Annotated in this window: 7 protein-coding genes and 1 pseudogene; all 8 read right to left on the minus strand. The window is 38.8% G+C overall.

What is annotated here, in order from left to right:
• Window positions 1–3 precede the first annotated feature (3 nt).
• On the minus strand, window positions 4–2,811 hold the full coding sequence (locus tag KQP79_RS06225) for a SusC/RagA family TonB-linked outer membrane protein (RefSeq protein ID WP_061447798.1): 2,808 nt from the start codon (window positions 2,809–2,811) through the stop codon (window positions 4–6).
• A gap of 33 nt (window positions 2,812–2,844) precedes the next feature.
• Window positions 2,845–3,453 (minus strand): annotated as a pseudogene (locus KQP79_RS06230) (glutaminase domain-containing protein); the annotation flags it as partial.
• A gap of 274 nt (window positions 3,454–3,727) precedes the next feature.
• Window positions 3,728–4,885: an ATP-binding protein gene (locus KQP79_RS06235; RefSeq protein WP_004312317.1), complete on the minus strand. Its 1,158-nt coding sequence runs from the start codon at window positions 4,883–4,885 to the stop codon at window positions 3,728–3,730.
• Between the two features lie 352 nt (window positions 4,886–5,237).
• Window positions 5,238–6,779, minus strand: a complete 1,542-nt coding sequence (locus KQP79_RS06240; protein WP_004312318.1) for a glycoside hydrolase family 76 protein — start codon at window positions 6,777–6,779, stop codon at window positions 5,238–5,240.
• A 29-nt stretch (window positions 6,780–6,808) separates the two neighbouring features.
• On the minus strand, window positions 6,809–7,834 hold the full coding sequence (locus KQP79_RS06245) for a DUF4973 domain-containing protein (RefSeq protein ID WP_004312319.1): 1,026 nt from the start codon (window positions 7,832–7,834) through the stop codon (window positions 6,809–6,811).
• Window positions 7,835–7,852: 18 nt separating this feature from the next.
• Complete coding sequence (locus KQP79_RS06250; protein WP_061447803.1) at window positions 7,853–9,904, minus strand: RagB/SusD family nutrient uptake outer membrane protein; 2,052 nt, start codon at window positions 9,902–9,904, stop codon at window positions 7,853–7,855.
• A gap of 12 nt (window positions 9,905–9,916) precedes the next feature.
• Complete coding sequence (locus KQP79_RS06255) at window positions 9,917–13,042, minus strand: SusC/RagA family TonB-linked outer membrane protein (protein WP_022200107.1); 3,126 nt, start codon at window positions 13,040–13,042, stop codon at window positions 9,917–9,919.
• 13 nt (window positions 13,043–13,055) lie between these two features.
• A complete protein-coding gene (locus tag KQP79_RS06260) occupies window positions 13,056–14,591 on the minus strand; it encodes an IPT/TIG domain-containing protein (RefSeq protein ID WP_022200106.1) in 1,536 nt (511 codons plus the stop codon).
• Window position 14,592 lies beyond the last annotated feature (1 nt).

Here is a 14,592-nt window from a genome sequence, read left to right on the forward strand (position 1 = left end):
CTATCAGAATTTTAAGGAACAACCTATACTCATGTTTCTCGTCAAAGGAGCTGCCAGTGAAGGAGCTTCAGGATCAACCCATTTATATTTTGTCCAGGTAATCAGATTCGTTCCACTAAGGAAAAGCCTCAATCCCTTAAGATGGATTTTCTGTATCATTTTTGTAGGAAAGTCATAGGCAACTTCCAGTGTTTTTAATCTTAAGAAATCAGCATCTTTCACATTTAATGTACTTATCTGCCTGTTATTAAGATTGGCATTGTCCAGTGTTGTTAAACGTGGGAATGTTGCATTCTGGTGTTCGGGTGTCCAGTAATCAAGTTGATGTTCAAATATGGTTCCGTTATCTGTGAAAGGATTCATCACAATGTCCGAATATTGATGAGAGACTTTTGCGGCTCCCTGAAATAATGCGGTGATCGAAAATCCTTTGTAGCCGACTCCTAAGTTAATACCATACATGATTCTGGGAATGTCTCCGTAACCGATAGGTACCATATCGTTTACATCAATCTGTCCGTCTTTGTTTATATCTTCATAACGTACATCACCTGGTTGGACATCAGAGAATGTTTGTACAGGAGAGGCTGCTATTTCTTCCCAAGAATTGAAAAAGCCTTTTGCAATGTATCCTCGATTTTCTCCTAAAGGCCGTCCCTGATTCTTCAACCATTCGTATGGCTGATCTACTTCACCGTTTGCAATCAGTTCATTCGTAGAATAAGAGAATGTACCACCTATGAAATAGCTCCAGTCTGCAATATTTGAATTCCACATGGCAGATAAGTCTACTCCATGGCTATTGATTTTGCCTATATTCTGCTTAAATTCCTTTACATTGCCGACAAGAGAACTGATTTTGTTATTTACTACATACATATCATGACGGTTGTCTTTAAAAAATTCTGCTGTAACAGATAACCGGTCTGAAAATAGTCGGGTATCTATTCCGATATTCAGAATTCTAGCTTTCTCCCAAGTCAATCCGGGATTTGGAAGTATATCCTGAATGTATCCTCCAAGCTTTGTTCCCATGTTTACCCCTGTGATATAGACTTCGTTTTGCGGCCACATACGTCCCCTGTAATAAAAGGCATCTACGCCGGATGAGTTGCCGACTTGTCCATAAGATGCTTTTAGCTTCAGGTAGGGCACTATTTTTTTTGCATCTTTCCAGAAAGATTCGTTAGAAACAGTCCATCCGGCAGATATTGTAGGGAAGAAACCGAATTTGTGTCCCGGACCAAATTTGTGAGATCCCTGATAAGCTCCGATAACATCGATGCCATATCTTTTATCATAATTATAGCCGAACCAACTATTTACGCTTTGGAAGCGGGTTGGCAATACCATTTCATCATTGCTTTCATATTGTTCATAGAAAGCTAAAGCCGAAACTCCATGTTTTCCAAAGGTACGGTTATAATCTAATTGAGCCACGATACCGGTCCGGCGGAAAGAACTGGTATTATCTACCTTGTTTATCATCGAGTCATCTTCGCGGGTCCGGCGGAGAACATTCTCATTCGTCGCATCCTTTTCGTAATATGCGAAAGTTATTGTACGTCTGATAGAAGAAATTGTGCGTGAATCCATGGATAGAGCAACAGAAGCTTTTAATCCCTCTGTTATGAAGGAAAGATCCTGTGAGAGTTTTGTACGGAAAGAACCATACAATTGTTTGTCCTGGAAGTAGCCGGAGCGATTTAGCATTGCCCATGGATTTTCACGGAATGCATTTCCTGCTACAATTTTCCCATCTTCTGCATTGATAACATTGCCGTATTGATCTGTATATCCTTGGTCATTGTACCATTCTGGGAAGATTCCTTGCGGTAATGTGACTAGATTATTATAGATATTTTCGGCTCCGCTGCCAGGGCCATTCTGACTTTGATACCAGCCATACAGATTTACATCCAGTTGGGTAGTTCGAGTTACAGCAAAATCGATATTGGAACGGATATTAAACCGTTCAGCAGAGTGATTGGTATTATAATCATGTGAATCATCTGTATTGAAGTAGCCATTGTTACGAGTATACATTGCATTCACGAAATATGTACTTTTTTCTGTTCCTCCTTGAATATTAAGATTATAGCGTTGACTCCATCGGATATCCTTCAAATATTTATCAGCCCAATCTACATTGGGATATAAAATGGAATTAGGATCATTCTTAGCATAATTCATTATATCATAGTTCGAATACAAGGGATCCAGATTGTCATTATGGCGGGCTATGTTGTGCTGTCTTGCATAATCGGCTGCGTTTAATGACTTTAATTCTTTAAGTGGTTGTTGAGCTATAATTTGAGCTGTCAATTCAACCTGCGGTTTCCCCTTTGCTCCCTTACGAGTTGTAACCAGAATAGCTCCACTGCCTGCACGCATTCCATATAAGGCTGTTGCTGCAGCATCTTTCAATACGGTAATTGATTCTACTTCGTGTGATGACAAAACAGCAAAATCCCGTTCCTGTCCATCAACCAATACTAATACATCGGGCGAATTACTCCTTTGCCCTCTTATCCAGAATGAATTCTGTTCATTCACTAATCCACCACCTTGCACTTGTCGGGCAAAATAACCAGGTACCAGTCCGGCTAATACTGCCGAAAGATTTGTAACAGGTAGATTGCGTAACTGTTTACCCGAGATTGTGTAGGCTGAACCGTTATAATCTCCCATAGGGAGTACACGATATCCTAAATCCAAGGGTACATCTTCTTTGTTTTGGACATTTTGTGCCTGGCATATCAAATAGCCAGGAAGTAGCCCAACCAACAACATTTTTTTTAAGAACTTCATATGTACAATTTTTAAGTTAACGTCATAGTAATTTTATTGATTATTTTGAATTTTGTCTATTAATACCTTCATCCAGTATCCTCCGATCACCGAACGAGCTCTAAAGCCAACCCATCGTCCGCTGTCTGTATGGTGCCAGTCGCTGATAGGTACACGTGATACTGTTTCATTGATATATTTATAGACAGGATCAGAGAATTTCTGGAAGGTTTCCTTATCTGAAGACATAGCCGCCGTCCACATGATCCAGTCGGATTTTGTGTATTCTTTACGAGAGTCCAGAGGAAGCCCGTAAGGATTCTGCTTTGTCAAGTAATAGTTAATCTCTTTTCTGATAACATTATTAGGGAATAAATTCAGGTTCCACAACTTATCCCAAACCATGTTATATTTTTGACTCCAGGTATCTTTACGGTCAAAAGCCAGACGGTAATGATCTCCCTCATTCGCCATTTCTTCCCATTTCACTGCCATTTTCTTAGCTATAACAGCATATTTTTCAGCTACATCATTCAATCCGAGCATCCGAGCCATTTCGCTGTATCCGGCCACTCCCATGATAGCTTTTACAGAAAGATTGGCATTGTGTGCCCAATGTCCGGCGAAGTCATCCGTGCAAAGTTGGTTTTCCGGGTCCTGTCCAGACTAAGTTTTTTTTAGTTATTTAGTTTATTATCAGATATGTATAGCTAACATGTCTTGTTTCTGTGTTGTAATTAGTTGGTTTTTCGAGTGTTTTTGTAGTCTATAAAAATGATTTATTTCTAGGATTTGGGGTATCCCAGATTGTTTCAACAAATTCTAATTCTAGAATAAAATATCAACAGTTCATGCATGATAAAGAAATAATATATCCCCAAATGTAGTTTCAGGGATCAAATAAGATGGAATAAAGACATGATATATTAGTGGCAGTTTAAAACAGACTAAAATGATTCCATCCATTCACTTGACCGACAGATGTTTTTATATCCTTATCTCCATTATAAATCGCGAAACATTGTTCCGTTGGAGTATTAGATAGTTTAGCCCATTTTGAAATACCTTTAAAGAAATCCGGTGAATAAGTTGCTCCTGATTTGATTTCATAGGCATACTGTTTCCCGCCAACCATTCTTAATAAGTCAACCTCATTGCCAGTACTATCACGCCAAAATGATAATCCCGGTTCAACACCTCTATTATAGGATTCTTTTACAAATTCATTGATGACAAGATTTTCAAACAATCCTCCACGTAAAAAATGAGTAGTTATTTGTTCTGCATTTTGTATGTCAAGTAAAGAACAGGCTAGCCCTGTATCATAAAAATATAACTTAGGAGTTTTTACCAATCGTTTGGCATAATTGTTATAATCAGGTTTCAGTAAATAACAGATATAACTTGCTTCTAATATAGATAACCAGTTAGTAGCTGCTGTGACAGAAATTCCACATTCATTTGCTAATGATGAAAGATTTAATAATTGCCCTATGCGACCTGCACATAATTTGAGGTATTTAATAAATTTACTTAGATCCCCAATATTACGTAATAATCTCACATCTCTCTCTACATATGTTTGTATATAGAAAGGATAATAATCATTCGGATTTATAGCTTTATCATAAATACGTGGATAAGCTCCCTTAAAAACTTCTTCATTTACACTGGATGGCAATATTTCTCCTTTTTCCATTTCATAATGCGAAAACGGTAGTAGCTTGAGTACTGCCGTACGTCCAGCTAATGATTGATTCACACTTTCCATTAATAAGAAGTTATGAGATCCAGCCAGCATATACATACCTTCTTTATTCTCTTTATCGGTATGCGTTTGAATATAAGAGAAAAGTGACGGAACTCTTTGAACTTCGTCGATAATTGTTTTATCCGGATAGGTGGAAAGAAATCCTCTCGGATCATCTGTAGCAAATAATCTCATATCAGGATCTTCCAAAGATACATACTCATAGTCCTGAAAGGAATTCCTCAATAATGTTGATTTTCCAGATTGTCTAGGTCCTGTCAATGTGACAATCGGATATTTATTTGCCATTTCAATTAGCTTGGATTTCAATATTCGTTCTATCATTGCTGCTTTTATTTTATTATTTGCAAATTTAATCTTTAAAAGTGAATTTGCAAAACTACTCTGTTTTTTAATTTAAAGTTCTCTATTTATATTAGATCTTTTATAATCATATCTGCAGCATACTATAAGTAATTATAATTTAAGCAGCCTGTCATTGAGCTGGATTTAAACAATGGCAAGCTGCTTATTATTTATCTTATATTCAATAATATACCTTCTATCTGTTCTACGGAGCGTATCAAAGCTATTTTAGCATCAAAGAATTTCTTAAAAACAAGAACTTACATTCAACAACTGATTCGCATGAATAATTAAGGTTGCATTGCTTCATTTTAAACAGTGATGCTTATGACTAATTATTTCCTAGTGCTGTATTCAGTCGGAGAACACCTTCCAAAAGAGAAGCTCCACTTGCTTGTGCGCCCATAGAAGCAATATTTCCAGTAAATATGGATCCCCAATAATAGTTACAATACATTTCCGGATAAGTTCCACGAATCAAGTTTGCGCTCAATGTTTCTGCATTTTTTCGCAGGAAAAGAATCAGATTCTGCCTAAGTGTACTATTAGCAGCTTCATCCAATGCCAAATTGACTATATAAGGAATCAAAACAGCTTTAAAGATGCTTTGGTCCATAGACTGACCTTCATTACGCAAAATGCCATTAGTTAAGCACCTATCACTGGTTGTGACATAGCTAATTACTTTTTCTGCACATGTCAGATAATATTTTTCATTTGTAATATGATACAATTGCCTACTTGCTTCTCCATACGTACCTTGCGTATAGGTTAAAGGAGGTTCCTCTATTCTACCATCTCCCAATGTTAAGTAATTATTGTCGTAGGCAAATTTATGAAGTATTTTAGCATCTGATAAATACTTATCTTCATTGTATTTTTTATACAATTTGGCAGCCATCAAAGCACCGGGAGCATTGGTACATATATTCCGGCTTCGCCCATTAGAATTATTTTCATTATTCCAAGGAAGTCCAGTTCCTTTATCATCTGTCCATTTTCGTGTAATAATGTAAGTGTCATACAACCTCTTGGCTGTATCGGCAAACTTATTATCGTCTAACACTTCTGACATTCGTAACAAAGTCAGACCAATCCAACACATATCATCAGTATATGGGTTTGAAAAGCCTGTAGGATCGTTGTTGTCGTGATGATAATTATTTCCATGATTTTGAAACCATCTTTCAAAATATTCTTTATATGTCGCAGCCAATATAGGATTATTATCTTTGATACGTTCATAAGAATACAATACCACATCAATAGCATGAGCCTGTTGCCAATAAATATAAGTATTAGCCGAATTTCCAGATATATTTTGGGGTGATACCCAAAACGTTCCTTTCGTTTTATCCATAAACTGTTCAATAAGCACATACGTACAACTATTTGCCAAAGGCACTCCCTTATTCGATGGAATAGCAGTAATGGTGACTCTTTCTGATTTTCTTCCGTAGTTATCCACCACAACAACAGATATGAAATAAGGCTCTGCGGATGTCAACCGGAGTACATACCCTTCTCCTTTCTGGATCGTATTCACTCTTTTTTCGTCATTGGAACCTTTCTGTTTATAATAGATTTCTACCCCTAGCATATTGGTCACAGTAATCGGATTCGTCCATGTTAGATAAAGTTCATTGGGATTTTGTGTAATCTTAGCCTTCAAATTCGTCACTGGTGCAATTGTTATTTGCGAAGTATCGGTGTTACCTTCTATTGTATTGGCATCCTGTTCATTTGTTTCTCCACAGCCAATACATGAAAATATAAAAATTAAAAACAATACATATTTATTCATTGCGATTAGTAATAAACGATTGAAATGCTGTGGATATTTACAAATATCCACAGCATTTACAATCCCCATTTATAGTTTATTTATTTTTCGGTCAACCTTTAGTTTCCTTCTTCCCATTCGATAGCTTGGTCCTCATCCGGAATTTGAGTATTGATTTGACGTTCTAATGTCAACGAACCCATTACATGAAATTCAGTTTCTACACCGGGAATCGTTGTATAGTCTTTGAACGTATAGTTGATATTATTGATAATAATGGTTCGATGCATTAAGTAAGGACGGATAGCATCCATTGACTCAGTGATACTGTAAGAAGCAGTGATCTCATTATTAAAATCATCTTTACCGAGCGCAAACTGCATTTTATTATTGGGGTCTGCCGGAGAAAGCGTAACCATTCCATTATTGTTGAATTTTGCTTTAATCCGATATCCTTTCCTGTCTTGACGAGTTTCATCAAATAAACCTGCATAGAAGAATAACGTTTCATCGTCAACTACATACATCATAACATAATTCTTCACGTATGGTGCATCTGTTTCTGAACCATTCAAATATGTTTTGTAATTTACAGCACTATAGTTTCCTGAATAATCATTGAATGGCATCACACGAAGCAATGCCTTCCGATAGTGCTTTCGATAGTTTGGGGTATAGTTTCCATCAGGTGATTCTTCGATAGTCAATGGTAATACCCATTTGTCTGATAAGTCAATGCCCTCCATTGAAAAGTCGATAGGCATTAATGCTACATCTTGCCCGGCATTGATCTGCACCGTTTCTGAATGAGAGTAGAATTTCTTTGGCAATACTTGATAGTATAAATCGGTACGATTATTGAAGCGTTCTTGGTTCAGTACTTCCAAGGTATCCGTATCCAAACCAACATGTACTGTAATGTTACGTTCATTGGTAGTAGATCCGCTCACAATGACTGGTAACTGAAATGTCGTCTTTTCATCACCAGATCTATAGCGTACATTGATTCGAGATACACCATCACTGTTAATGGGAGCTTTAAATGATATATAATGTGTAAACTGTTCATTTTCCCATTCATCATTGCACGAACTACATAAGCCGGCTATGGGTAACAGATATAATAAGATATTTTTCAGTTTCATATTCTAGTTTTTTTTAGATTAATCATTGTAGGTCCATCCCGGGTTTTGGGTCAGAAGTTTATTTCGTTTCAGTTCACTGTGTTTGATGGGCCAAAAATACATTTTCGGTGAGAAAGTAGCAGAAAGATTTGATATAGGAACCGGTGTGTGGAACAGGCCTTTATTGGCATTACTCATAAATGTATAACAACCGTAAACCGGCATTGCTTCCTCTACTTCCGCATCTTTCCAGCGTCGAAGATCATAGTAGCGTTTTCCTTCAGCAAAGAGCTCAATCTGACGTTCGCGTTTTAGTTTGATGCGAAATTTAATCGGGTTACTATATGTATCTGCATCATAATCGGGGACCCCGGCACGCATGCGTATTGGTTTTATACCTGTACGCATATCTTCTACGTTGCGGCTGATTGTGTAAGTGATGGAGCCATCCCAAGAAGGAACTTCATAACTAGTAGTCAATTCATTCAAAGCTTCTGCATACATCAGCAGGATATCAGCATATCGAATAGCTGGTTCATCTTTATCTTTTACCTTGGCTGCATCGCTATTATAATAGGTGTCATCAGGATGCACATACTTAGCTACCCCAATGCCGGTGCGCAACCAGAACATACTATTTGCATAACCATTTCCATCTCCGCGATAATAGAATACTTGTTGATCTTGATTCTGAACTTCTGGTTCATTACCTAGATGCCAGTACATACCGTTATAAGCAATGGACGCATAGAAACGTGGTTCACGTTCAGCATATTGCAAAGATACTCCATTTGGAAGCGGTTTGTGATCTGTATTATTTGTTGTATAACCAGTTGTGCGAGGGCGAGTATCTATGCGTCCTTGATAAGCTGGAGTGCCTGCATATTCAGAGTTCATTCCCGGACAGTCAGTACCATCGCTCATATAATAGGCATCTACCTGTTTCATGGTGGCACCGTGCGTATTCCATCCTTTAGCTACAGTAGGCAATTGATGAATGACCATATCTTTGATGCGTTCACCGGAAATATTCTTTCCACGAGTAAAAATCAATTCCGGATTGTCCATAGCAGTTACCTGTCCGTTGAATAGAGAACGATAAGATTCGAACGGATCAATATTCTGCCAACCTTCGGGAAAATGTTTATAACTATATTCCGGGTGAATCGGAGGAGCGATGGTAGCAGGAAAAGCAATAGAATGAGTCGACCGGAAATCGGCTGTATAAATATGGTAAACGCCTAGTCCCATTACATCTTTGCAAGCAGCTGCTGCTTTAGCCCATTTACTGTTGTCGTATACAGGATTTAATAAACGTTTCCCGTCACGGTTGGCCATTTGCTGTGCATACGCATCATCGTTGCCATTCATTAGCGGACTCGCAGCATAAAGCATTGCCAAAGCACGGGTAGCTAAGGCAGCACCGCGAGTAGGACGGGTAATGGAAAGCTGGTCTCTTTTCAAAGGTAAACCCTGTGCTGCCAAGACCATCTCTTTAGCGATATAATCTACACATTCATCGTATGTATTGCGGGGAAGTTCCAAATCTTCGTATGACTGATTGTAATCAAAACCCTCATCCGGAACCAGTGGAATAGGACCATACTTCCGGAGTAACAACCAATAGTAATAGGCACGAACAAAGCGGGCTTGTGCTTTGAGGTCAATGATTTCCTCCGCACTATGCTCAATGCTCATATCTGCATACTGGATGAAAATAGAAGCCTGTCGAATACCATTATAACAACGGTTCCAAGTATCTTGGAAAGTGTTTTCATCGTATGCTCCTTCACGGAATTTATTATAAGATAAAGCACCGCCTTTGGTTGCATCCACTGTAACATCATCATCGCCATAATACATGCAATCATCAAACACAAAAGGTGTATTACGTTTACTTGCAACATCACAACATTGTCCCAACAAATAGGTATACGCCTGTGCCAACCATTGTTCTGTTTTTTTATAGTCGGTAAAAACTTTATCAATTGTTTCTCTATCCTCAAAAATGTAATCAGAATCCAAATAATCGGAACAAGAAGTGGAACTGATCGCAAAAATTGCGATTAATAGTATATATATTTTTTTCATATCATTAATCATTTATAAGTTAACGCTCAAACCTAACGTTACGGATTTGGACAATGGATATTTCTCTCCATTATTGCTACCCATTTCCGGGTCCCAGAGTTTGAAACTAGACCATGTAAGTAAATTGGTTCCAGTCAAGAAAATACGTACATTATTAAAATGTATTTTGTTAACCAGTGCTTTGGGAAGTGTGTAGCCGATATCAACCGTTTTCAGACGTACGTAGGAACCGTCACGCAACCAGTAAGTAGAGTTGCGGTAGTTATTAGTATAAGCATAAATCGTTGTATTTCCATTTCCTTGGTCCGTGTAACTTAGGCGGGGGAAAGTAGCATTGGGATCCTCGTTGGCTGCAATACCTAATTTCTCGGCAGTATCCGCATCTACCCAGCGATTATCCAAAGTTCCTTTAATAATATTACCCCATTGCCCTTCGCTGAAAGCTCTGATACATTTCCCGGACAAGAAAAACTGCGACTTGCCCGCGCCTTGAAAATGCAAATTGACATCAAGTCCTTTCCATTTAACAGAAAGCCCAAGACCATAAATCAGATTCGGACGATTAGTAGCTCCTACTGCTACAATATCGTTGTCATCCACTACACCATCACCATTTACATCTTTGTATTTAATATCACCGGGCATTACAGGACCATACTTTTGAGTAGGACTATTGCGAATATCATCGTAATCCTTGAACAGTCCTAATGCAATCAATCCTTTATTCTGGTTCACTCGATAGCCCTTTTGCATTTGATAGGGATATACATTGTTAGCTTCGTCTCTTTCAATAATCTCATTTTTGCTGTAAGTCATATTACCACGTACTGTCAAACTTACCTGATTGAACTTCTGTTTGAAAGAGAAATTGCCATCGAATCCCTTGGAATTTACTTTACCGACATTTGCAAAAGGACTCTTTCCTTGCAGGCCAATCATACCTGGCAAATACTGGCGTTGCATGAAAATTCCGCTACGGCTTTCATCAAAGTAATCAACTGTCAATTTGAATTTGTCATCAAACAAAGCCAAATCTACTCCCAAATCTTTCTTCGTTGCCACCTCCCAAGTAACTTGGTCGGAAGCTAGTCCTGTGTAAGTTAATCCTGTGAATCCATAAGAACTACCGTAGTTTGCCCAATCATAACTATTGCCCTCGCCAATTGCGTACAGATAAGGGAAACGTACATCTGCATTGTTATGACGAATCTTATCATTACCTACTTTACCATAAGAGAAACGCACTTTGAACATACCCATCCATTTCCAATTCTTTTTGATAAATGATTCTTCTGCAATGTTCCATGCTAAAGAGTATGCCGGGAAGAAACCGAAGCGATGCCCTTTTGCGAAATTCTCCGAACCATTATAGCCGAAGTTGAAATCTACGAAATATCGATAGTTCCAGTTATACGCAATTCGCCCTGCCAATCCTTGATTACGTCTGTTGACACCATTTTTCAGATCATCACCTAAGTCTTGTGTTTTGATGTACGAGTCCTGTGTGTATTTCAACGTAGCATTGAGATGATGTGCCTTAAAACCGCGTTCCCAATTAAGCATCATATCTAAAAATTCACGACGGTTACCGCTAGAACCACTTTCTTGATGCATATTGCTACTATCCGAAATTTTCTTGAATACCAAATTTCCATTTTCATCGCGTGAACGTTCGGCACTCCATTGCTCAGGCCATTTACGACGATTGATGTGATTGTTATTATAGGTATCATAGCCGAAGCGTCCAACAAATTTCAGACCTTTGGTGATAAACTTCAAATTCTGTTCCAACGTAATATTTGTCTGAATCACATTTTCCCAGTTTTCATTGAATCCAGTCTGTGTAGCTGCTACCCATGGGTTTGTTTTGTTGCCTGTACCTACTGCCGGAACACGACCGTTGGAATAAAGTAAAGGAGTACGAATGGCGGTATAGCCAAAAAGTTCACCCCATACATCTGCATCACCCAGTCCCGGACTGTTTCTCTTAGATAACCAACCGGATACACCTAACTTTAATAGTGTAGTTTTCGTGATATCAATATCTGTATTCAGACGATAGTTGTAACGACGATAGTTTGCATTAGTGTTGTAATCGTCTTTCAACGCTTTATCAGTGTTGTACATGCCTTCTTCATCAAGGTAACTAATAGAGGCGTAATACCGTGCAGTAGAACCACCACCGCTTAAATTCAGGTTAACGCGGTGTTGCCATGAGCCTTTCCTCAACAATAAATCCATCCAATCCACATTCGGATAGAGATCTGGGTCTAATCCGTTTTTTAGAATCTCCAGTTCCTCCGGTTGATATACAGGTTCATAATTGCGTGTAATTCGTGACTCATTCAATAAGTTTGCATACGAAATCCCGTCTTCAAATTCAGGTGTAATAGTGCGCATGTTGTAGGTGGTTTGTGCCTTTATGTCAATCTTGATTTTTCCGGATTTACCATGCTTAGTGTTAATCAATACAACGCCATTAGCTCCTTTAGAACCGTATATTGCAGTAGCGGAAGCATCTTTCAAGATAGAAAAGTCTTGAATATCCTCAATGTTGATTTCATCCATGCTACGTTCGAATCCATCTACCAAAATATAAGCACCGGTTCCAGCCCCAAATGTGGAAATACCGCGAATCCAGAATTCTGAAACATTTTGTCCTGGTTGACCGGAAGTCTGGCGGGCTAATACACCTGCAACGTTACCTGCCAAAGCATTAACAACACTAGACGACGGATTAGCCATCAGATGTTCCATGTCTACTGTAGTGATGGCACCGGTTTGTACCAATTTACGTTGTGCACCGGTACCTGTGATTACAACCTCATCAATAGTAGTAGCTACATCTTCTTCCATTTTTATATTGACCGAACGCTGTTCCTTAATCAATACTTCTTGTGTCTTATATCCAATATATGAGAAGACCAGTCGGTTATAAGGTTCTACTTTAATGGTATATTTCCCGTTGATATCAGTAATGGCTCCTAATCCGGGAACATCCTTGACGATAATATTCACACCAATAAGCGGTTCCTTATTACTGTCAGAAACAATACCCGATACAGTAACAGTTTTCTGAGCCATTGTGCCGGTTACTACACATAGCAACAGTATACATAAAATTGTTATTTTTTTCATTTTTATACGGTGTTTATTCATTAATATCTTCTTCAAGGCCAATCTTTCTGATTCGATAGTTGTTGGCGTCTCCCACATATATCGTATTATCACGCTCATCCCACGCAATTCCTTTAGGCCGATTAAAACGTGCATCTTCTCGTAAGCGGCCATTTGCATACCCCCATGGGTTTGAATTCAAACTAGCGCTACCACGTCCGGCATAGGTAGTCACTTGACCCAAAGGAGACAAGATACGAATGGCATGATTATGTCTGTCTGTCAAATAGAAGTCATATTCATCCGAATTTCCGGCATATTCCGGGTTCTTTACAAATACACCAGAGTAGGGATTACCGAATCGAGCCTGATTACCGACCCCATCCTGATAAATATAAGTGTCTTTGTTACTATTAACACCTGCAATGACATAGGGAGCGGTAAAGGTTTCCCCATTGAAATCTGAGCGAAGAATATAATTGCGATTGATGACCATGAAATAAGCATATTTACCAGTTGGATGAATCATAATATTGAACTCCCATTCTTTGTCTTGCACTTTTAATATTGTCTGAGCGGCATCATCTGCTGTACCAGGTCTGACAGGGGTTGTTCTCTTTCCTGTTGCAAATTCCTCTATAACATATTTCTTTACCCGATAAAGCAGACTGTTCTGGTAATTGGAGAAGTAGAGGTCGCCAGTAGTAGGATGTATTGCAGCAGCTTGGCATCCTTGGTTCTGTACGATCACCCTTCCATTGCCCCACGTGAACCCACACGGCTTCGTTCCTCCTTCAATTCGATCGAACATCATAACAGCCGTACTATTAACATTTCCTTGCGCTAATCCTACAATCATGTGATATTTTCCATTGTCATCTTTATAGAAATCAATGGTTCGGCAACGCTGTGAGCCTACAAATGAGTTCTTGGGAATCATTGTATAGACCTGCTTGTTTGTGAAGTCAAAACAACGAATACCTTGTCCTACACCTTCAGCGTCTCCTGCGTCTTCTGCATCATATAGCAAATTATGGTCCTCCGGGTCCCAAGTCATAAAACAGGGATTCGTAATGGAGCCACAATCATTAAACGGACCATCTTTTGCTGAATTGGAACCTTGCTCACTAGTTGCACCACACAAGGAACTTACCACCACTTGGCGTTGATATTCAAACTTAACTTCGGCTACCTCGGCTGAATAGATTTCTTCTCCTTGTTTGATAGTTACCTGGATTTCACCCGAATAAGCCTTCGTTGGTACAATACAATATATGACAGTTGATTGTACGTTGACCACAGGCGCCTTCTGTCCGCCGATAGTGACTTCTATCAGAGACGGGTCATTGCCGAAGTTTTCTCCATAAATAAGAACCTTCTGACCTGCAGCACCATTAGTCGGACTGATTTCCTTGACACTAATAGGAAGCTGCGGATTAAAGGGACTGCCACCACTTCCTTGAGCCGGAGTGACTTCTTTTCCATTATCGCAACTCTGTAATAGAAAAGTGGTCAATGTAAACATTCCCCATAAAATGCCCAAACAGGCTTTCATTACTTTTTGTTTCATA

Origin of the sequence: Bacteroides sp. DH3716P, from assembly GCF_025914115.1 — a bacterium.
Lineage (GTDB): Bacteria > Bacteroidota > Bacteroidia > Bacteroidales > Bacteroidaceae > Bacteroides > Bacteroides ovatus.